An 18,522-nucleotide genomic window follows, 5' to 3' on the forward strand; every position below is an offset into this window, starting at 1 on the left:
TACATGCAGATTCTTATAAGTCTGATTGATTACAGAATCAAGACATTCTCTTAAGTAAGGAGCTACATTGTAGATTGGGATGACGACACCTATGGATTGGTTGAGAGTAGGGGGATTTTGGAGTTGATTATTTAGCATGATTTATCCTTAGTTTAAATACAAAGTGACTAGATAAAAAGCGAATTAACACTTTCGCTATGACAGATTCTTCTGATGACTTCAGCAAACAATGGAACGACACTTAAAACTTTTATTTTCTTACTTTGTGTGTGCAGGGGAATTGAGTTTGTCACAACAACCTCATCCAAACTACTTTTTTCAATCCTCTCATAAGCTGGACCACTCAGTACAGGATGAGTGCTTAGTGCTATGACATTATTTGCTCCACGTGATTTGAGAGCATCTGCGGCTTTGCACATCGTGCCCGCAGTATCTATCATATCATCAACCAAAATTACATCTTTTCCACTGACATCACCTATGATATTCATAACTTCGCTTTGATTGGCTTTCTCGCGCTTTTTATCTACAATCACCAAATCAAGCCCTAATTTGTTAGCAAAATATCGCGCACGTGCTACTCCACCAATATCTGGGCTTGCCACAATGGGATTACCAAAGTGTTTGGATTTGATGTAGTCACGAAATACAATCGACCCATACAAATTATCGACCGGAATATCAAAAAATCCTTGAATCTGCCCTGCATGCAAATCCATAGTAATAAGCCTATTGATACCTGCATTTTGGATGAGATTGGCCACAAGTTTGGCAGAAATAGGCACACGTGGTGCTGCCTTTCTGTCTTGTCTCGCGTAGCCAAAATACGGCATAACAGCATTGATACTATTTGCTGCGCTTCTCTTGAGTGCATCGGTCATAATAAGAAGTTCTAAAAGATTGTCGTTTGTAGGGGCGCAAGTTGGCTGGATAATAAATACATCTTTCCCTCGCACAGATTCTCCAATCTGCACGCTTATCTCACCATCACTAAAGCGTGTAACACAAGCATCTGAGAGCATAATATCAAGATATTTGCTCACCTCAGCTCCAAAGCTAGGATGGGCTGAACCACAAAAAATTTTATAATTTCGCATAACAAACCTTAGAGACGAAGTTTTAGAGCCCGTCAATTATAAGAGACTTTAACTTAAAAGTTCGTTTTCTTATCAGTGGGGTTTAAGATAATAGGCACGCCTTTGAAACCAAATTCCTCACGCAAGCAATTTATCAAATATCGTTTGTAGCTAAAGTGTAATGCTTTTGGGCGATTCATCACTAGGCTGATTTGTGGTGGGCATGTAGCAAATTGTGTAGCATAATAGATTTTAACAATCTTGCCTCTATCACTTGGTAGATGGTGTCTCATGCCTGCTTGTGCCATAATCTCATTGAGTTTAGCAGTGGGGATTCTGTAATTGTAGTTTTGCCATACTGTTAGGATCATTTCCTTCAGGGAGTTGATATTGCGTTTATTTTTAGCACTCACACATACTATAGGCGCAAATTCTAAGAATCTAAACTTGCGCTGCAATTCTTGCCTCATACTTTTAAAATCCATACATGCAATATCCCATTTATTCAGCACGATAATCACAGCAAGATTGTGCTTTGGGATAAGCGCGCTGATTTTTTCATCGAGTTCTACAAAGTTTTGGGAAGCATCGAGGACTAAGAGTGCAATGTGTGACCTTTCTAATGCTTTATTTGTCCTATCAAGTGCATACTTCTCAATACCCTCAATCTTGCCTGCGCGCCTAATACCAGCAGTATCCACAAAACACAATCTATAGTCATGAAATTTTGTGTAATCATCAACTGGATCAATCGTAGTTCCAGCCACATCGCTCACAATACTGCGATTTTTTCCAAGCAGTGCGTTTAATAGGGAGCTTTTGCCTACATTCACGCGTCCAATAATGCCAATTTGGATATTCTCTTGCTCTTGTGATTCTAAAAATTCTTCAATGCTCTGCTGCTCTTGGCTGTCTCGTGGAGTTTGTGCCACAAGATCAAAAACCTTTGCAATATGGTTTTGCAGAATACTTAAACCCCGATTGTGGCTTACAGAAATAAAGAACATGTCTTTTATGCCAAGTGTGCTAAAACTCCAGGCCTGTTCTTTGAGCTTGTCATTGTCAATTTTATTTAGCACCAACCATACTGGGACTTGCTTTTGTAAGATTCTTACTACACGTTTGTCTTCATCATCAATACATGAGCGTCCATCAACCACATACAGCACCAAATCAGCATTTAATCCCGCATCAATACTCGCTTGGCTTACTTGTTTGAAAAGTTCTGAATACTTTCTGTTGTCTTGCAGGCTACTTTTTTTGCTAAGTTCTGGATTATAGGATTTGTCGATACCACCGGAATCTAGCAAGCTACACTCATATCCATTGATAATACACACACCTTTTTTTATATCTCTTGTCGTGCCGCTTATCTCAGACGTGATAGCGACATTTTCTTTACAAAGCCGATTGAATAGGGAGCTTTTGCCTACATTTGGTCTGCCCAAAATCGCAATGGTTTTCATCTATTCTCCTTAGTCAAAATGGCGTTACTAGAGAGGTATTTGTGAAGTAGAATCTAGGAATAAAAAAAAGCTATGGCAGAGAGGATATGCAACCTATTGCTAAATGTTACAAATTCCTTGCGCCCACTTCTTTTGCTACGAATATAGAGTTTGAGAAATAGGAGAACCTAATTCTGATTCTCGCTAATCCAAAGGAATATGATATTTTTTGATGTATTTGTTAATATTATCAAAACCTTTTAAATCCTTTTTAATGTCATCTTTAAAACATTGAATTGCCCCTTTGAAGAATTCTGTATTATTACTAGACAACTCTTCATCTAAGTGTCCATTGACTTCATATTTGCAATACAAATCTATTGCTGTTAAAAACTGATTTTTTGCATTTTCTTTTTTATCTGTTTCCATATAGTTTTTATAGGCGTTGAGAAAAAATATCTCTGCCTCTAAAGTGGTAGTTTTTCTAAAAACTGAAATTGTAGCTCTAACCGCTATTGCTGCGGTTATTATTGTAACCAATATGGTAAGAATATCACCTATGGCTATTTCACACTTCATCATTAGGGTTATCTTCTGAATTTTGATTTGAACTATTTGTATCGGATTGCTGTGGTTGTATGTTTTGGGATGTGCTGAAATTATCACTTTGGTTATCTGTATTCTTTAAGTCTTTTAGTAAGGGGTTAAAACTTTCTGTTGAAATTGTTAGATTACTTTCAGATTTATTATTATTTTGATTAGCCATTTTGGCTCCTTTATGAATTGAATTTGCCTTGTAATGTCCAAAACCTCAAGGCAGGTAAATAATATCGTCCATTTTTGAATTTTCTTTAGAGTTGTTTTTCATTTTTTGAATTAAGGTTCTAAAGCTTTGGCGACATCGTCCAAAGTTTTGGCTTTAGCATAATTCTCTAGCCACGAATCTACCCAAATAGGGATAGGCTTACTCTCATCTTTCCAATTTGCCACAGAACTATAGGCTAACCCTGTCATATCGCAAAAATCTTGCCGTGAAATACCAAGACTCTTAAGTTTGGCATCAAAATCTTTTTTATTCATTGTTTTATTCCTTTACAGATTTACTCGCGGAACATAATCTCTTGGAATCTTGTGCGATTATGGCAGATTTTGCGCAAAATGCACATTTTTTAGCAAAAGTGCTTAGGAAGCTTGCACAAAAATATGAGGCAAATGCGCAGTTTGCAGAATCTCGCCTTAAATCAGCTCTCAAACATCGTCCCGATGTTTTGAAAAAAGCAAGGAATATAAGCAAAGATAATGAATCAAGTCGGATAGAGTTGAAGTTTTTCTTGCATTGAATAGTGCGGGGCTACTCCCATAGCTTCTCTACCCATTCACGCCCACTATTAGGGAGCAAATGAGCATACCTCATCGTCATTTGTATGTCTTTGTGATTTAAGAGCTTTTGGATTATTTGAATCGGCGTGCCTTTGATAGCGAGATGTGAGGCAAAAGTGTGTCTTGTGGTATGAATCACCACTCTATGTTTTCTATCCTTAGGGTCTAATTCTTTGTTAAAAAGTTCATTAAGTATCGTTTGCATAGCTCTAGTGATGGTGCGTTCTGGAGTTTTGAAAATAATATTTTCTGTATGCTCTTGCAACACTTGCCTCGCTAAAGGTGTAAGAAATGCTGTGTATTTAGAGTTATTCTTAAAATCTTGTATTTTAATAGTGTCATTCTTAAAGTCAATATCTTCTAACTTGATATTGAGAATGCTATTAAGCCTTGCTCTTGTGCTAAAAGCAAGGACAAAGAAATAATATACTTCTTTATTCTTATGCTCTTTTGCCACATGTAAAAGTTTTTCTATCTCATCTTTATACAAAAATCGCTCTCTTGCATTATCGAGCTTTAGCTTTTTGATGAGTTTTAGTGGATTTTGCATAGGGATTTTGTATTCTGTTATGGCAAATTCCATAATGGAGTGTAATCGCTCAAGGAGCTTATTGATTGTTTTATTGCTTTTGCCCTCAAGAGATAGCATAAAATCAGTAATATGCTTTGTTTGGATATTTTGCGGGGCAAATGCACCAAAAAATGGAGTAATGTGCAAAAGACATTGTCCTTTGTAGTCTATAAAAGTTTGATGTTTTAGTCTTATTTTTTGGATTTCAAGATAGCGTGTGATGATAGATTCTAAAGTAAGATTTGTGGGCGTGTGTGGCTCATTGATAATGTCCATTCTTTTTAAGTGTGCCTTTTTCTCACTCCAGCCACTTGCCTTTGTGCCAACCTTACGCTCAAATCTATTGCCATTTGTATCAGTCCATCGCACATAGTAAGCAATATCACCATTATTAAGCTCTTTGCTTCTTACTCCTTCATATTTTTGACTTGTTTTAAGTGTAGCATTGCGCTTATGATTTGTTTTATGTATCCCCATTTTACTTTTTTGAGTGCTATTTTCTATTGCTATTGTAGAGTTTTTCATAGTTTTTCTATCCCCAATCTATCCCCACTAAAAAAATATTTTGCGGTATTTTTTAGATTTTCTACAAGATTATGTATGATTATTGCTTATAATCAAAAGAAGCGTTTAATACCATAAAATAGAGTATTTAGAGGTTATTTTATAATATAAAATATTGTAAGTGATAATTTAAGATTTGAAAGTTAAAGCTATGGCAGAGAGGAAGGGATTCGAACCCTCGAAAGCTTGCACTTTACACGCGTTCCAGGCGTGCTCCTTCAACCACTCGGACACCTCTCTAAAAAATTTATCCAATCATTGCAAGAAATTATTGTAATGGTCGGAGTAGCGGGATTTGAACCCACGACCTCACCCACCCCAAGGGTGTGCGCTAGCCAGACTGCGCTATACTCCGAAACTTCGCAAAGCCTGCATTATACAAGCTTTCAATAATAATTAAAATGCAATCAAAGTCCTAAAATCGCATAAATAGCGAACTCATTGCAAAAAATGCATCATTGATCTCTGTCTTAAAATGTACAAAAATTGCAGGTAAAACGATGATAAGCACCACTAATGCAACAGCAATTTTTATCGGGAATCCAATAGCAAAAATATTGAATTGTGGATGGGTTTTCATAATCATCCCAAAAATAATGTCTAACAAAAGAATGATCGCCAAAATAGGAAATGCCATGCTAAAGCCTACAACAAAGAGATTTCCAAAAGCCTTAATAAAATATTTCGCATTATTCTCTAAGACAAATCCGCCAAGTGGCACAGAATCTAGGCTATGTGCTACAAGCATAAAAACAAGATGGTGAAAATCAAGTGCTAGCGCTAACATCAGAGCGAGCAGACTCAAAATCTGCGCAACTATTGGCTTTTGTGTTCCGCTCATCGGATCGTATGCACTTGCCATCGTAAGCCCCATAGAAAAGCTGATGATTTCGCCGCTAAAACTCACCATAGCAAAGACAATCTGTAGGCACAATCCGGCCAAAAATCCAAAAGCAAACTCAAACATCCCAGCTATCAGTAAATCTGTCAGAGTAATATGGGAAAAACTTGTGTTTACAAGCGGAAAAAAAACCAACGCCATAAAAAAAATCATCGCCCCACGCACACTTGGAGGAACGAGATTATTGTCAAAAAATGGAAAAAAGCTAAACACTCCACTAAAGCGCAAGATAAGCAACAAGAATGCAATCACATTGGTTTCATTTGTAAGATATGGGATTATCTGCATTGGACTAGAACTGGTTTTGTAGCTCTTCAAATTCAAGTTGGGCAGATTCTAAAAGCTTTTGTGCTAGTGATAGGGTATGTACCCCTTGCTTATAGAGGCTAAGAGAATCTTTTAAGTTTATTTCTTGGGAATTGAGCTTGGTGATAATCTCACGCACACAAGATAAAAGCTGCTCAAAATCTTGATTTTCAAGCTCTTGTGAGTGTGTCTTGGCGGTATTTGGGTTATTGTAATGTTGAGATTCCATAAACAAACCTTGGGTTATAAAGTCTTCTAAGTAGAGGTGCGCGGATTCTATCATAACTCCCACAACACCCTTTGTTGCGAATTTGCTACAATTGCACCCAAGTTTGTTCCAAGGATTATCAAGATGGGTTATTTACTCTTTATTCTTTTTATCTTTCTGTTCATTGCATTGGGAGTTGTTATCTCAAAAGATTCTCAAGATTTCACGAAACGCAAAAAAATTAGCATTATTGCAGTCCTTGCTCTAACCATTGGGCTTGGTGTGATTTATACGCAATTACAAAATAAAGATTCCCAAACCCTTGTAGATTTGCAAAGTCGCTTTGAGCGACTAGAGACACTCACGTGTAATTTTGAAGATAAAGAGATTGCAGTGCATAAAAAAGACTTTGATGTAACAAGTGGAATCAAGTCCTTTGTCGGCAGAAAAGGAAGTGAATACGAAGGCGTGAGCGTGCTTTTTAGTTCGTGCAGGATTTAGATGCGATTAGTACAAACGCTTGATTTACAAGAGTATATAGCGCAATTTTCAGCTTTCTTAGCCCGAGAAAAAAGCTTCATACCACAGGGTGATAGGCAGATTCTCTCGCATCTTATTCAAGAGTTAGAAGTTCTTGATCTAAAAGCTCCTATGCGAGTGAAAGATCTTAGCAGCGAGCTAGCATCTCTCCAGAAGTTTGGGATTCTCAATCTCAATGAGATTTTTGAATTTGTAAAAATCATTCGCTATTTTTCCTATCTTAAGAAATCATTCACTCCTAATTCCAAGCATCTCTTTGCTTGGCTACAAACCTTTCATATCCCACAGGCTCTTTTGGAAATAAGCGATTGTTTTGAAGACAATGCAAAGCTTAAGTATGGAATCTTTGCGCAAATTGACAGCATGCATCTTGCGCTAAAAACTTTGAAAGCAGAAATCCAGCTTGCACTGAGCAATGCCAAAGAAAATCCCAAACTCCAAAGCTATCTTGTGGATTCCCAAGTGCATTTTATTGAACAAAACCAATGCTTACTACTAAAAGCGGGATTCCATAATGTAATAAAAGGCATAGTGCTTGCACGCTCACAAAGTGGATTTTTCTATGTACTTCCACAAAATGTCGCAGATCTCAAAACACATTTAAGCATGCTCTATGATCGCTTGCAAACACTGATTTTGGAAGTCTGCTCTGACTTTAGTAGGACATTCAATAAATACTTTTTATTTCTGCGGTATATAGACAAAGAGTTTGATAAGTTTGATCATCTTTATGCGCGCGTTGCCTTTGCTAAGGCTTCTGGCTTAGAATTTATCTATCAACTAGAATCCCAAGGTGCTATTATCTTAGATAACTTCTCTCATCCAGCATTAAAAAATCCAACGCCAATCAGCATAAGTCTTGAGAAAACCATAACCTTTATCACAGGCGTGAATGCAGGCGGGAAAACTATGCTTTTAAAATCAATTCTTAGCGCTTGTTTTCTTAGCAAATACCTACTTCCTCTTAGGCTTAATCCCCACAAATCGCGCCTATTAAGTTTTAAAAACATCTTTTCCATCATCTCTGATCCACAAAATAGCAAGAATGATATATCTACATTTGCGGGTAGAATGCTAGGGTTTTCTGAGGTTCTAGAGAAAGACCATTTCTTACTCGGGATTGATGAAATCGAGCTTGGTACAGATTCTGATGAGGCGGCAAGCTTGTATAAGGTGCTTTTAGAATTTTTGAGCAAAAAAGATTGCAGGATTGTTGTTACAACCCATCACAAACGCCTAAGCGCACTTATGGCGCATAGAAGCGATGTAGGGCTGATAGCTGCGCTTTATGATGAGAAAAATATGCGTCCTATTTTTCGCTTTTTGGAAGGCAGTATTGGTAAGAGTTATGCTTTTGAAGTGGCTCAAACTTATGGGATTCCCCAAGCTCTCATTGCCAAAGCCAAGAAAATTTATGGTGAGGATAAAGAGCGGTTAAATGAACTTATCACGCGCTCAAGTGCTTTAGAGCTAGAACTACAAGAGCGTATTGCTGCATATAATGTAAAAATAGATGCGCTAGATTCTCAAAAGATGGAGCTTCAAAATACGCAAACCCTTCTGCAAAAAGAGTTTGAAAACAAAACTCTTGCCTTGCAATCGCATTACAACCAAGCATTAAACGAGCTCAAAACCGTGATGAAAGAAAATGACAACAAACAGATTCATAAAGCACTTAATAATGCACACAAAATCTTGCAAGGCAAACCCACCCAAGCACCACAAGATTCTCTTAATACAGAATTGTGTGTGGGTGATTGTGTGAAATTTGGTAATACACAAGGAATCATCTCTTCACTCGATGCAAAGTTTTGCACAATCCAAACACAGTCTAACAAACGTCTTAAAGTGCCGCGTGTAAAACTCCAAAAAATACCCCAGCTCTTGCAAACAACCTATCTGCAAGCAAAACCCAGAAGATTCAATAATAGTGCTCATGTAAAACTTGACTTGCATGGCAAAAGGATAGAGGAGGCATTAGAAGAGCTTGAGGTATTTTTGTCAAATGCACTTATAGCTGGCTTTGATGAGGTGCTTGTCTTTCACGGAATAGGTACAGGTAAGCTAAGTGCGGCAGTTGCAGAATTCCTAAAAACGCATCCAAAGGTTTTAAGCTTTGAGCATGCACCTGCGGATTCTGGTGGGTTTGGCGCAAAGATAATAAGGCTTTAATTGTTAATCTTAGTGGGCAATGCAAGCGAATATTCTTCTAATCTCTCCATAATACCTCTTGGCTTGGATATGTAAATACGATGGGGCTATAGTCATTGAGATTTGTAGAGCCAGAGATACTCACAGGAATAATGCGATGTGTAAGTTTGAGCTTACGCGGTATATCGAAGTCAGTGGCGTTGAGGTTTTTTAGGTATTGGATTTGTGCTGGTGAATCCTTCTCTTGCAGGGCTAAATCTCTCTTTAAATCCTGTGTATGAGACGAATTGCAGCCAATACAGAAAAGAATGAAAGCCAAAAAGAGACAATCTCATCACCTAATCACAAAAACGTTTTAGCAAAGGCGCATATTCCTCAATGCGTCTATCGCGCAAGAATGGCCATATACGGCGCACTTCCTCGCTTCTTTGCGTCTCAAGTGTCAATAGCAGGCTTTGTGCTTCATCTTGGGATGCTTGGGCGAGAATCTCGCCTTGTGCTCCACAAGCAAAGCTATTCCCCCAAAAGCGAATGCCTCTAGCTGTAACACTATCTTTTTCAACACCCACACGATTGATGCAGAGTGTAGGCAGTCCATTTGCAATACTGTGGGCGCGCTGGATTGTAATCCATGCATCTAGCTGGCGAGCTTTTTCTGCCTGTGTGTCCTCATCAAACCAGCCAATTGCTGTGGGATAGATAAGAATCTGCGCACCTTTAAGTGCCATGATTCTCGCGGCTTCTGGATACCATTGATCCCAGCATACAAGTACTCCGAGTTTTCCGATGCTTGTGTTGATTGGCTCAAACCCAATATCACCTGGCGTGAAATAGAACTTTTCATAAAACTGTGGATCATCTGGAATATGCATTTTGCGATACATTCCTGCGATTTCTCCATTAGATTCAAAAACCACTGCGCTATTATGATAAAGACCTGGTGCTCTTTTTTCAAAAAGCGAAGTTACAAGTACGATATTTGCGCTCTTAGCAATGCTGGCAAAATAAGCAACATCTTGTGAAAAATCATCTGCATAATCAAAAAATTGTGGATTCTCACTTTGACAAAAATATTCCCTTGTGTGTAGCTCTTGTAAACATACAAGCTTTGCACCATTTTCTGCTGCTTTGAGAATCTCTTTAGTTGTATAGGCTATCGTGGCTCCTTTGGAACCTAAATATCTTTGCTGCAAGAGCGCAACTTTTAGCATTACTCTTCCTCATATTCAGAATCTGGATTTTGGTAGTCATCATCATCATACCCGCCAAATGAGTCACCATAACCTTCATAATCCTGCTCATATATTTCATCATCGGTATTTTCGATTTCATCATCATTATAAGTTTTCATTTTTGCTCCTTGTTGTGTGTTGTTTTAAGAAAATCTTCTAACCGCGCTATATCCTCATAACTTGTAAGATCAAGCTTTATTGGTGTGACAGAGACAAATCCTTCTTTGATCGCATCAAAGTCATTCATTCCATCAAAATCCAATGCAGATTCTGCCATATTACGAGATTCCCAAATCAGTGGGTGCAAACCAATCCAATAATATTCCTCACCACGTGGATTGCGGTGCAAGAGCGCATCATTACCATAGACACGACATCCCATCTGTGTGATTTTGTAGCCTTTGGAATTTTGTGCGCTAGGGATATTGACATTTAAAAACTTGCGTTCTGTGAGTGGAAAAGAGTTTGTAAGAATCCTTTCTGCCAAATCCCTAATGACATTTTTTGCCAATCTAAAATCAAATTCCTGACTGAGATTCTTATCTCTTAGCACCTGCGAGATAGCAATAGAACTAATTCCATGCAAGCAGCCCTCTATAGCACCTGCGACTGTCCCAGAATAGGTAATATCCTCTCCCATATTTGACCCAATGTTTATCCCTGAGATAACCAAATCAGGCTTTATATCCTCTGTATAAAGTGTATGGAGTGCCAAATACACGCAATCACTCGGAGTGCCATCATCAAGCTTATAAAAATCATCATCTACTTGTAAGAGCTTTAAAGGTTTTGTAATGCTTAGTCCATGTCCGCAGGCTGACTTCTCACTTGAAGGCGCTACGATTGTAATATGTGCTAGATCTTTTAGTGCTTCTTTGAGCGCTCTCAGACCGCTGGATTCGTAACCATCATCATTGGTCAGCAAGATTCTTTTCATTTTCTTCTCCTTTAGGTTAAGAGTTGATTGCAAGCAAGCCATGGACTTAAGAGATTGTCTCAAAATATGGATTAAGAAGTGTATGTAGACTTTCTCTCAGTCTTATAGGCAGACAAAGAAGCTTTGCTGCAATAGAATCTTTGAGATTTGCCCATTGCCCTTGTGCGCCTTGCAAACCTAAGAGATTGACATAGGTATTTTTGCCTGTGTCATTTTGTGTTGCCTTGCCTGCTTTGTTTTGGCTTTCTAATGCATCAATCAAATCATCACGCACTTGAAAAAACAACCCGAGTTCTTTGCCCAAGAGTTCCAAATCATCCAAAATTTTCTGGCTAGTATTTGCAATCAACCCGCCAAAACGCAGACTTGTGGCAATGAGTTTGAGTGTCTTGTTGCTATGGATAAGTTTGAGTTTGTCTAACGGAAGAGTTGTGTCTTTGAACTCACAATCAAGAATTTGCCCAAGTACCATGCCGCTTGCACCACTATTATGTGCAAGCTCATACACAAGAGAGACTTTGACTTCTGCTGCAAGCTTTGCTTGTGATAGTAGCTCAAACGCATAGGTATTGAGCGCATCGCCAATAAGAAGAGCTAAGGTCTCATTGTAAGTAGTGTGTAAAGTAGGATAACCGCGTCTAAGAGGAGAGTTATCCATACAAGGCAAATCATCGTGTATAAGTGAATAGGTGTGGATACATTCAAGCGCTAAGGCAGGAAGCAAGGCATTATCTAGCATAGAAGGCTGCAGGGAATCCACCACACAAAGACAAAGCATAGGACGAAATCTTTTGCCACCTGCTAGCATCATCTCCCAAAGTGCTTTTTGGTAATGCGGATGGAAACTCTCAATCACTGGAGCACTGGATTGCAGAAAAGATTCAAATTTTTTAGCAAGGGAAGCCAGCTGAGACATAATATTCCTTACATACATGCACCAAGTTAATCTCAATAAGTTTAAGACAGCTAGTTTTTAGGAAAAAGATTCAAATCACCAAGCATATTCAAAGCATTGCTTTGTTTGTTTTGTTCCATATTTTTGTATGCATCATTGAGCGCACCAAGTAAAAGAATCTGTAAAGAATCTCTATCCTCCAGCAAACTCTCATCTATGTTGAGATCTACTATCTCGCCAGCACCATTAAAGCTGACCTCAACAAGCCCTCCACCACTTTTAGCGGTAAAGAGCGTGTCCTTGTTTTTTTCATTCATTTGTTTGAGGCTCTCTTGCATATTTGCAAATATATCGCCTAACTGCTTTGGGTCAAACATCACTCTACCTTTAAGATCTTATTTTGAGAATCTACTTGCACTATCCTTGGTTTAAAAGCTTGTGCTTCTGTGGGATCTAGCAGCACATACGCCACGATAATGACTATGTCTCCAACTTGTGCTTTTCTTGCGCATGCACCATTTAAGCAGACTTCGCCTTCTTTGTCTCCTAAAATCACATAAGTACTGAAACGTTCTCCATTATTGATATTTAATACATCAACTTTCATATTTTCCAAAAACCCTGCAGCAAGGGCAAGATTCCTGTCTATAGTAATCGATCCTACATAGTTGAGATTGGCATCACTGATCTTTGCGCGATGGATTTTAGAATACAGCATTTGGAGTTGCATGCACAGCCTTTATAAGCGAGTGGAAAGCACTTAAATTCTGGCGGGATTGTAGCATATTTGGATTTTGTTTCATCTTGCCAAAATAACCGCCATGCTTGTTTTAAATTGCTGTAATCCAAACTTTGCTAAAATCTGCGCGATTCCCAAACAAAAATCATTTTCTACAACAACCAAACTTGTAAGTTTTCTAAAGGTATCTCTTGGCAAATACTGCACAAAAAATCTTTTCACAAAAGCTTATGCCTTTTTTGCGCACACTTCTTAGCTCAAAAGACCTTACGGTTGTCATATTTATCGCAACAATCCTAGCTATTATCATAGTGCCTTTGCCTAGTGGGATGCTAGATTTGTTGCTTAGTATTTCTATTGCCCTTTCAGTGTTGATTGTCCTCATAGCACTCTATATTGACAAACCTACAGAATTTTATGCCTTTCCCACGATTTTGCTTATTGTTACACTTTATCGCCTAGCACTTAATGTCGCTACCACCAGGATGATACTTTCAGAAGGCTACAATGGTGCAGATTCCGTAAGCAGTATCATTGCTTCGTTTGGGAATTTTGTGGTTGGTGGAAACTATGTGATTGGCGTGATTGTCTTTACGATTCTTGTCCTGGTTAATCTCATTGTGATTACTAATGGTTCTACGCGCGTCACAGAAGTAAGAGCGCGATTCACCCTCGATGCGATGCCCGGTAAGCAAATGGCAATTGATGCGGATTTGAATGCTGGACTTATCAAACAAGAAGAGGCCAAAGCGCGTAGAGAAGCCTTGCAGCAAGAGGCAGACTTTTATGGCACGATGGATGGTGCTAGCAAGTTTGTCAAAGGCGATGCAATCGCGTCTATCATTATCACGCTTGTAAATATCATTGGCGGATTTTTGATTGGCTTTTTCCAATACAATTTAAGCGCGCAGCAGAGCGCAGAGATTTTTACGATTTTAACCATTGGTGATGGATTGGTAGGGCAGATTCCAGCGCTTATCATTGCCACAGCCACAGGTATAATGACCACACGTGCGGCCAAAGGAAGTGGTGCGAATTTTGCAAGCGATATCGTTACCCAAATCACAAGCAATGCAAAAATCCTGCTCATTGTGGGCTTTATTCTTTGTCTGTTTGCTCTTGTGCCAGGTCTTCCTCTCTCTCTTGGATTTGTTGGGTTATTTTTCTTTGTGATTGCTTGGCTTAGTGGCAGGGAAGATACCAAAAGCTTTTTTGTATTGTTTGAAAAATGGCTGAACAAATACTTTGACAAAAAACCAATAAAAACAGCCAAAACCCAAACTTCCCAACAAGATGGCTCACAGCATAGCAAGGAGAGAGTGGTAAAGAGTGAAGAGGAGATTATAAAAGAGGAGGAAGCTTCATTAAATGAAGCACTCAAGATTGAAGTATTGGAGATAAACCTAGGCTATGAGCTTATCAAACTCGCTGATATAGCACAATATGGGAATCTATTAGAGCGTATTAGACAGGTGCGCAAACAAATTGCTCGAGATTATGGATTTCTTGTGCCCCAAGTGCGTATCAAAGACAATCTCAATCTCTCGCCATCAAGCTACAATATTTTGCTAAAAGGCGTGGCAATAGGTGGGGGCGAAGTCTATCCAAATAAGGTCTTAGCAATGAATACAGGACTGGCCGGAGGTGATATTACAGGTGAGGAAGTCACCGAGCCTGTATTTGGACTTGCAGGAATCTGGATTGAATCAGCACAAAAAGACAAGGCCAGTGCATTAGGATATGTCATTGTAGAACCCACAGCCATTATTACTACACATCTTACAGAGCTTATTAAGGAATATGCACAAGAATTCATTACAATCGATGAAGTAAAGATGCTTATGGATAAGGTTGAAAAAATCTATCCTGAAGTTGTGGCAGAAGCAAGGAAGATTCCAATCAGTACAATCAGAAAAGTCCTCCAGGCACTCTTGCATGAAAAAATTCCAATCAAAGACATGCTGACTATTTTAGAAACTCTTATTGATGTGTATCCAATCTTGCAAAATGATTTGGATTCCATTGTCGAGCAAGTGCGTTATGGGCTCAAGCGTACAATCACTGATCTTTTTATGGACCAAAATGACAAGACACTCAAAGTAATGGCATTCTCACCAGCTACTGATAGCTTTTTGCTAAGCAAGCTCAAAGAACAGCCAGCGAACAAAACATTTTTGCTAAATATCAAAGAAACAACAGCACTAAGCGATGCTATTACAACACAAGCGCATAATCTGATACAAAAAAATATCTCACCTGTGGTGCTACTTGTTGATTTCAGATACCGCAAGGCCATAGCAAATTTCTTAGAACAAAATGGTATCAATGTCATAGCACTCAGTAATGTAGAGATTGATACCCATGCAAAATATGAAGTGCTCGCGACAATTGATGTGAATTTATGATTTGTGACTTTAAAGGAGTTTCATGAAGGTTTTTCACCTGTCTCATACTGATTTGGATGGCTATATGTGCCAATACATAGCAAGGGAATTTTTCAAAGATATTGTATTTTTTAATGCAAATTATGGCAGGGAGGTAGGAGTGAGACTAGATTCTATAATCGAAAGAATCGCCAATGACCCTACCGCGAAATTAAGCACGAAATTCCACACACAAAAGAATGCGCAAAGCTACCTCATACTCATTACCGATTTAAATCTTACCCTCCAAGAATCCCAAGCTCTTACACAAAAAGTTGAGGCTCTAAGAAGTGAAGGGAGAAATATCATGCTCTCTTTATTTGATCATCACATCAGTGGACAGGAATGCGCGAATAAATTTGAGTGGTATTTTTTGGATTCCACGCGGTGTGCTAGCAAAATCACTTGGCATAATCTCCTAAGCACCTATACACTTCTTGATGACAAGCGTGCCAATTGGATTGACAACCTTTCATCTATGACAAATTCTGTAGATATTTGGCAAGAAAATGGCTATGAATTTGAGTTTGGCAAGGTAGCGCTTAATGCAATAGCACAAGCTAGCGAGCTAAATCGTTTTATGTTTGATAATGAACACAGAGATTACAAATTCCACATCATAGAATCTATGCAAGAATTTTTGGGCAAAAAAAATAGCGCGGTGCAGTTTGATAATGCTTTATACAAGCTTAAAAAACAGATACTAGGCGGTAATCCAGAACAAGAAACTATGGACTATGTCATTTCGCATGCACAAGTAAAGCTTCTAAGCGCGAAAAAACAAGAGTGCAGTATAGAAGTGCATGGTTATCTTGGATTTTTGAGTTATTGTATGGGAGGCATTAGCGTGCTTGCAAATCTTTTTTTGACGCAAAATCCAGAATATGATTTTTATATTGATATAAACAATAAAGGCAATGTAAGTTTGCGTGCTAATGGCAAATGTGATGTGAATGCATTGAGTAAAGAGTTTTTTGGTGGTGGGGGGCATAAAAATGCTTCTGGTGGGAAATTTGATGGTTTTAAAGAAAGCTTTTCTTATGCAGACATTAAATCTCAGGTCTTGATGCGTTTTGCAAACCCATCAAGACTTATATAACTAGGAGAGTGTCATGGATGAGGATTTCTCGATAGAAGAACTAGCCCAACAGCTTGTAGATACACTCAGTGCAGCGCTGTTTTTTGCAGGAGTCAAAAAGCATAAAATCCCACAGGCTTTAGAAGCCTACGAGAAACTGCTTGATGATGAGAGTTTTGAACAGAATGAATTTTATGGACTTGATGAGATTATCCAAGCGATAAAGCTCTTGCGCCAAAGACACAAAGAATTTTTTGTATGAAATCCCAAGAGAGAAAAATCGTCATTTTATTTAGTGGTAATGGAAGCAATATGCTTAACCTTATAGAGAAACTCCACCAAAGAGAATTTCTAGATTCCCAAAACAAACTATGCCAAATCATAGTTGCAGCATGTATCTGTAATAACCCACAAGCAAGGGGATTGCAGCATTTAGAATCCAAAAACATTCCGCACTTTATCATCCCAAGCAAAAACAGAAGTAAGCAAGACTTCGAATATGAGTTGGTAGAAAAGATTCAGATGTTTGATCCCGCTTTATGTGTCTTAAGTGGATTTATGAGAATCCTAAGCCCATATTTCACAACACGTATCAAGGCGCTTAATATCCATCCATCGTTTTTACCGTTACATAAAGGTGCATATGCTATAAAAGAGAGTTTTCAAAGTGAGGAAAATTATGGTGGAGTAAGTGTGCATTGGGTAAATGAGGAGTTGGATTCCGGAGAAATTATCTTGCAAGAAAAACTAGAAAAAATAACCAATGAAAGTTTTGAAAGTTTTGAAACTCGCATACACGCGCTAGAATATGATCTTTTTCCTCAAGCAATTTTACTAGCGCTAAATTTGAAACGAGTAAAAGTCTAGGTTTTCAAGTCTTCTCTGCAAATATATTTCAAGGATATGCATGGAGAGTATAGAATCTATCTTGCCTTTTGTGATTATTGTGATTTTGATAGTGCTTGCTACACCATTAAGCAATCTCATAAAGATTCCAATTGTTGTCTCTGAAATCATGCTGGGGATTTTTGCGGGATATTTTCGATTGGTTGATACACAAGAAGAGTATATAGCTATCATCGCCAACACCGGGCTTTTGTTCTTGATGTTTTTGTGCGGTATGGAAGTTGATTTAAAAACTTTACGTTCTATGGGTAAAAAATTCCTCTCTCAAGCACTTGTTTATTTTTTGAGTCTTTATTTGCTCTCAGCTCTTGTGGTGGTTATATTCCAGCTTCCTATGATCTTTATTGCGCTTTTGCCGGTTATGAGTCTGGGCATGATTATGGTGCTTATACGCGATTATGGTAGCAATCACGCTTGGCTCAATCTTGCATTAAAAATTGGAATCTTAGGCGAGGTCGTAAGTATCACCATACTCACAACACTTGAAGGAATTTATAAGTACGGCTTGAGCTGGCATTTGGCTGAGAATCTCATCATACTATTAGTGTTTTTGCTCTGTGTGGTTGGTGTGTTTAAGCTCGCAAATATTCTCTTTTGGTGGCTTCCACACCTCAAACTTTTGCTTCTACCACATGATGATACAAACTCTCAAGACATACGTTTTGTCATTATGCTTTTTGTGCTTTTTATTGTGTTAACCACTGTATTAGAGTTAGAGAAGGTACTAGGGGCATTTATTGCAGGCGTAATACTTGCTACCTATTTCAAATACAAACACACATTGCCACAAAAGCTTAGTGATTTTGGTTTTGGATTCTTTGTTCCATTCTTTTTTGTATACGTTGGTAGCACTATTAATCTTTCTGTAGTTTTTACAAATCCTAGCATTTTGCTCCATGCGCTCTATCTTGTCATCGGTATGCTAGCTATAAGAGTTATATCAGCAGGTCTAGTATTTTTACACTATTTCAAAAGCTTCCAATACACCTTACTTTTTGCGCTTAGTGATTGTATGCCGCTTACCTTTTTGGTTATTACTGCGAGTATGGGACAGAAATTTGGCGTGCTTTCAGACTCGCTTTATGCTTCTTGTATTTTTGGTGCAATCTTTGAAGGAATTTTCTTTAGTGTGTTTATTAAGGCTCTGTTTAAGAAAAATTCGATGTGATA

Annotated in this window: 25 protein-coding genes and 2 tRNA genes; 8 read left to right on the forward strand and 19 right to left on the reverse strand. The window is 38.3% G+C overall.

Features of this window, described 5'->3' with window-relative positions:
• From CCY97_RS05245 to CCY97_RS05270, 6 genes are all read right to left on the reverse strand, one after another.
• Window positions 1-138 (reverse strand): glycosyltransferase family A protein (locus CCY97_RS05245; protein ID WP_146744507.1); only part of this gene is annotated, 138 nt, incomplete at its 3' end.
• A 29-nt stretch (window positions 139-167) separates the two neighbouring features.
• Window positions 168-1,097 (reverse strand): ribose-phosphate pyrophosphokinase, encoded by a 930-nt coding sequence (locus CCY97_RS05250; protein WP_112064439.1) that lies wholly within the window; start codon window positions 1,095-1,097, stop codon window positions 168-170.
• 53 nt (window positions 1,098-1,150) lie between these two features.
• Window positions 1,151-2,542 carry a ribosome biogenesis GTPase Der gene (der, locus tag CCY97_RS05255; RefSeq protein WP_112064440.1) on the reverse strand — a complete coding sequence of 464 codons (1,392 nt, stop codon included), beginning with the start codon at window positions 2,540-2,542 and terminating at the stop codon, window positions 1,151-1,153.
• 183 nt (window positions 2,543-2,725) lie between these two features.
• Window positions 2,726-3,103: a hypothetical protein gene (locus tag CCY97_RS05260; RefSeq protein WP_112064441.1), complete on the reverse strand. Its 378-nt coding sequence runs from the start codon at window positions 3,101-3,103 to the stop codon at window positions 2,726-2,728.
• Window positions 3,090-3,287 (reverse strand): hypothetical protein, encoded by a 198-nt coding sequence (locus tag CCY97_RS05265; protein ID WP_112064442.1) that lies wholly within the window; start codon window positions 3,285-3,287, stop codon window positions 3,090-3,092. Before CCY97_RS05265 ends, CCY97_RS05260 begins: the two co-directional genes overlap by 14 nt.
• Before the next feature lie 110 nt (window positions 3,288-3,397).
• Window positions 3,398-3,601 (reverse strand): hypothetical protein, encoded by a 204-nt coding sequence (locus CCY97_RS05270; protein WP_112064443.1) that lies wholly within the window; start codon window positions 3,599-3,601, stop codon window positions 3,398-3,400.
• Between CCY97_RS05270 and CCY97_RS05275 the strand changes: the two genes are divergently transcribed.
• Window positions 3,601-3,861 carry a hypothetical protein gene (locus tag CCY97_RS05275; RefSeq protein ID WP_112064444.1) on the forward strand — a complete coding sequence of 87 codons (261 nt, stop codon included), beginning with the start codon at window positions 3,601-3,603 and terminating at the stop codon, window positions 3,859-3,861. The genes CCY97_RS05270 and CCY97_RS05275 overlap by 1 nt on opposite strands.
• Window positions 3,862-3,872: 11 nt before the next feature.
• On the opposite strand, the gene CCY97_RS05280 is transcribed toward CCY97_RS05275, so the two are convergent.
• The 5 genes from CCY97_RS05280 to xseB all read right to left on the reverse strand — a co-directional run bounded on the left by CCY97_RS05280 (window position 3,873) and on the right by xseB (window position 6,526).
• Complete coding sequence (locus CCY97_RS05280; RefSeq protein ID WP_112064445.1) at window positions 3,873-4,997, reverse strand: site-specific integrase; 1,125 nt, start codon at window positions 4,995-4,997, stop codon at window positions 3,873-3,875.
• A gap of 191 nt (window positions 4,998-5,188) precedes the next feature.
• A tRNA-Ser gene (locus tag CCY97_RS05285) sits at window positions 5,189-5,276 on the reverse strand.
• A 37-nt stretch (window positions 5,277-5,313) separates the two neighbouring features.
• Window positions 5,314-5,391, reverse strand: a tRNA-Pro gene (locus CCY97_RS05290).
• Between the two features lie 60 nt (window positions 5,392-5,451).
• Window positions 5,452-6,225, reverse strand: a complete 774-nt coding sequence (gene fliR, locus CCY97_RS05295; protein ID WP_112064446.1) for a flagellar biosynthetic protein FliR — start codon at window positions 6,223-6,225, stop codon at window positions 5,452-5,454.
• A 4-nt stretch (window positions 6,226-6,229) separates the two neighbouring features.
• Window positions 6,230-6,526, reverse strand: a complete 297-nt coding sequence (gene xseB / locus CCY97_RS05300) for an exodeoxyribonuclease VII small subunit (RefSeq protein ID WP_112064447.1) — start codon at window positions 6,524-6,526, stop codon at window positions 6,230-6,232.
• A 69-nt stretch (window positions 6,527-6,595) separates the two neighbouring features.
• On the opposite strand from xseB, the gene CCY97_RS05305 reads away from it, so the two are divergent.
• Window positions 6,596-6,952, forward strand: a complete 357-nt coding sequence (locus tag CCY97_RS05305) for a hypothetical protein (protein ID WP_112064448.1) — start codon at window positions 6,596-6,598, stop codon at window positions 6,950-6,952.
• Window positions 6,953-9,163 (forward strand): Smr/MutS family protein, encoded by a 2,211-nt coding sequence (locus tag CCY97_RS05310; protein WP_112064449.1) that lies wholly within the window; start codon window positions 6,953-6,955, stop codon window positions 9,161-9,163.
• 37 nt (window positions 9,164-9,200) lie between these two features.
• On the opposite strand, the gene CCY97_RS05315 is transcribed toward CCY97_RS05310, so the two are convergent.
• The 8 genes from CCY97_RS05315 to CCY97_RS08270 all read right to left on the reverse strand — a co-directional run bounded on the left by CCY97_RS05315 (window position 9,201) and on the right by CCY97_RS08270 (window position 13,152).
• Window positions 9,201-9,461 carry a hypothetical protein gene (locus CCY97_RS05315; protein WP_112064450.1) on the reverse strand — a complete coding sequence of 87 codons (261 nt, stop codon included), beginning with the start codon at window positions 9,459-9,461 and terminating at the stop codon, window positions 9,201-9,203.
• Between the two features lie 19 nt (window positions 9,462-9,480).
• Window positions 9,481-10,353 (reverse strand): carbon-nitrogen hydrolase, encoded by an 873-nt coding sequence (locus CCY97_RS05320; RefSeq protein ID WP_112064451.1) that lies wholly within the window; start codon window positions 10,351-10,353, stop codon window positions 9,481-9,483.
• Window positions 10,353-10,493 (reverse strand): hypothetical protein, encoded by a 141-nt coding sequence (locus CCY97_RS08265; protein WP_181562836.1) that lies wholly within the window; start codon window positions 10,491-10,493, stop codon window positions 10,353-10,355. The genes CCY97_RS05320 and CCY97_RS08265 overlap by 1 nt, the downstream gene beginning before the upstream one ends.
• The gene (gene surE / locus CCY97_RS05325; protein ID WP_112064452.1) at window positions 10,490-11,311 is read right to left on the reverse strand and encodes a 5'/3'-nucleotidase SurE; all 822 of its coding nucleotides are present in this window, start codon (window positions 11,309-11,311) and stop codon (window positions 10,490-10,492) included. The genes CCY97_RS08265 and surE overlap by 4 nt, the downstream gene beginning before the upstream one ends.
• A 46-nt stretch (window positions 11,312-11,357) precedes the next feature.
• Window positions 11,358-12,227 carry a polyprenyl synthetase family protein gene (locus CCY97_RS05330; protein ID WP_112064453.1) on the reverse strand — a complete coding sequence of 290 codons (870 nt, stop codon included), beginning with the start codon at window positions 12,225-12,227 and terminating at the stop codon, window positions 11,358-11,360.
• Between the two features lie 50 nt (window positions 12,228-12,277).
• On the reverse strand, window positions 12,278-12,583 hold the full coding sequence (locus tag CCY97_RS05335) for a YbaB/EbfC family nucleoid-associated protein (protein ID WP_112064454.1): 306 nt from the start codon (window positions 12,581-12,583) through the stop codon (window positions 12,278-12,280).
• Window positions 12,583-12,936, reverse strand: a complete 354-nt coding sequence (gene panD, locus CCY97_RS05340; RefSeq protein ID WP_112064455.1) for an aspartate 1-decarboxylase — start codon at window positions 12,934-12,936, stop codon at window positions 12,583-12,585. The genes CCY97_RS05335 and panD overlap by 1 nt, the downstream gene beginning before the upstream one ends.
• A gap of 69 nt (window positions 12,937-13,005) precedes the next feature.
• Window positions 13,006-13,152: a hypothetical protein gene (locus CCY97_RS08270; protein WP_181562837.1), complete on the reverse strand. Its 147-nt coding sequence runs from the start codon at window positions 13,150-13,152 to the stop codon at window positions 13,006-13,008.
• A 23-nt stretch (window positions 13,153-13,175) separates the two neighbouring features.
• Between CCY97_RS08270 and flhA the strand changes: the two genes are divergently transcribed.
• From flhA to CCY97_RS05365, 5 genes are read left to right on the forward strand one after another with little or no spacing between them, the layout of a single operon-like run.
• Window positions 13,176-15,350, forward strand: a complete 2,175-nt coding sequence (gene flhA / locus CCY97_RS05345) for a flagellar biosynthesis protein FlhA (protein WP_112064456.1) — start codon at window positions 13,176-13,178, stop codon at window positions 15,348-15,350.
• A 22-nt stretch (window positions 15,351-15,372) separates the two neighbouring features.
• Window positions 15,373-16,467, forward strand: coding sequence for a DHHA1 domain-containing protein (locus tag CCY97_RS05350; RefSeq protein WP_112064457.1), 1,095 nt, complete (start codon window positions 15,373-15,375; stop codon window positions 16,465-16,467).
• Between the two features lie 13 nt (window positions 16,468-16,480).
• Entirely contained in the window at window positions 16,481-16,708 is a 228-nt protein-coding gene (locus CCY97_RS05355; protein WP_112064458.1) for a hypothetical protein, read from the forward strand.
• Window positions 16,705-17,313 carry a phosphoribosylglycinamide formyltransferase gene (purN, locus tag CCY97_RS05360; protein WP_112064459.1) on the forward strand — a complete coding sequence of 203 codons (609 nt, stop codon included), beginning with the start codon at window positions 16,705-16,707 and terminating at the stop codon, window positions 17,311-17,313. The genes CCY97_RS05355 and purN overlap by 4 nt, the downstream gene beginning before the upstream one ends.
• Window positions 17,314-17,353: 40 nt before the next feature.
• Entirely contained in the window at window positions 17,354-18,520 is a 1,167-nt protein-coding gene (locus CCY97_RS05365) for a cation:proton antiporter (protein WP_112064460.1), read from the forward strand.
• Window positions 18,521-18,522: the final 2 nt, after the last annotated feature.

The sequence above is a fragment of the Helicobacter sp. 10-6591 genome, from assembly GCF_003288805.1.
In the GTDB taxonomy this organism is placed as follows: Bacteria; Campylobacterota; Campylobacteria; order Campylobacterales; family Helicobacteraceae; genus Helicobacter_F.

Bases quoted from the DNA above. Each gene is read 5' to 3' on its own strand.
- CCY97_RS05250 (WP_112064439.1), bottom strand. From the start codon at position 1,097: ATGCGAAATTATAAAATTTTTTGTGGTTCAGCCCATCCTAGCTTTGGA.
- der (WP_112064440.1), bottom strand. From the start codon at position 2,542: ATGAAAACCATTGCGATTTTGGGCAGACCAAATGTAGGCAAAAGCTCC.
- CCY97_RS05260 (WP_112064441.1), bottom strand. From the start codon at position 3,103: ATGATGAAGTGTGAAATAGCCATAGGTGATATTCTTACCATATTGGTT.
- CCY97_RS05265 (WP_112064442.1), bottom strand. From the start codon at position 3,287: ATGGCTAATCAAAATAATAATAAATCTGAAAGTAATCTAACAATTTCA.
- CCY97_RS05270 (WP_112064443.1), bottom strand. From the start codon at position 3,601: ATGAATAAAAAAGATTTTGATGCCAAACTTAAGAGTCTTGGTATTTCA.
- CCY97_RS05280 (WP_112064445.1), bottom strand. From the start codon at position 4,997: ATGAAAAACTCTACAATAGCAATAGAAAATAGCACTCAAAAAAGTAAA.
- fliR (WP_112064446.1), bottom strand. From the start codon at position 6,225: ATGCAGATAATCCCATATCTTACAAATGAAACCAATGTGATTGCATTC.
- xseB (WP_112064447.1), bottom strand. From the start codon at position 6,526: ATGATAGAATCCGCGCACCTCTACTTAGAAGACTTTATAACCCAAGGT.
- CCY97_RS05305 (WP_112064448.1), top strand. From the start codon at position 6,596: ATGGGTTATTTACTCTTTATTCTTTTTATCTTTCTGTTCATTGCATTG.
- CCY97_RS05310 (WP_112064449.1), top strand. From the start codon at position 6,953: ATGCGATTAGTACAAACGCTTGATTTACAAGAGTATATAGCGCAATTT.
- CCY97_RS05320 (WP_112064451.1), bottom strand. From the start codon at position 10,353: ATGCTAAAAGTTGCGCTCTTGCAGCAAAGATATTTAGGTTCCAAAGGA.
- CCY97_RS08265 (WP_181562836.1), bottom strand. From the start codon at position 10,493: ATGAAAACTTATAATGATGATGAAATCGAAAATACCGATGATGAAATA.
- surE (WP_112064452.1), bottom strand. From the start codon at position 11,311: ATGAAAAGAATCTTGCTGACCAATGATGATGGTTACGAATCCAGCGGT.
- CCY97_RS05330 (WP_112064453.1), bottom strand. From the start codon at position 12,227: ATGTCTCAGCTGGCTTCCCTTGCTAAAAAATTTGAATCTTTTCTGCAA.
- CCY97_RS05335 (WP_112064454.1), bottom strand. From the start codon at position 12,583: ATGTTTGACCCAAAGCAGTTAGGCGATATATTTGCAAATATGCAAGAG.
- panD (WP_112064455.1), bottom strand. From the start codon at position 12,936: ATGCAACTCCAAATGCTGTATTCTAAAATCCATCGCGCAAAGATCAGT.
- flhA (WP_112064456.1), top strand. From the start codon at position 13,176: ATGCCTTTTTTGCGCACACTTCTTAGCTCAAAAGACCTTACGGTTGTC.
- CCY97_RS05350 (WP_112064457.1), top strand. From the start codon at position 15,373: ATGAAGGTTTTTCACCTGTCTCATACTGATTTGGATGGCTATATGTGC.
- CCY97_RS05355 (WP_112064458.1), top strand. From the start codon at position 16,481: ATGGATGAGGATTTCTCGATAGAAGAACTAGCCCAACAGCTTGTAGAT.
- purN (WP_112064459.1), top strand. From the start codon at position 16,705: ATGAAATCCCAAGAGAGAAAAATCGTCATTTTATTTAGTGGTAATGGA.
- CCY97_RS05365 (WP_112064460.1), top strand. From the start codon at position 17,354: ATGGAGAGTATAGAATCTATCTTGCCTTTTGTGATTATTGTGATTTTG.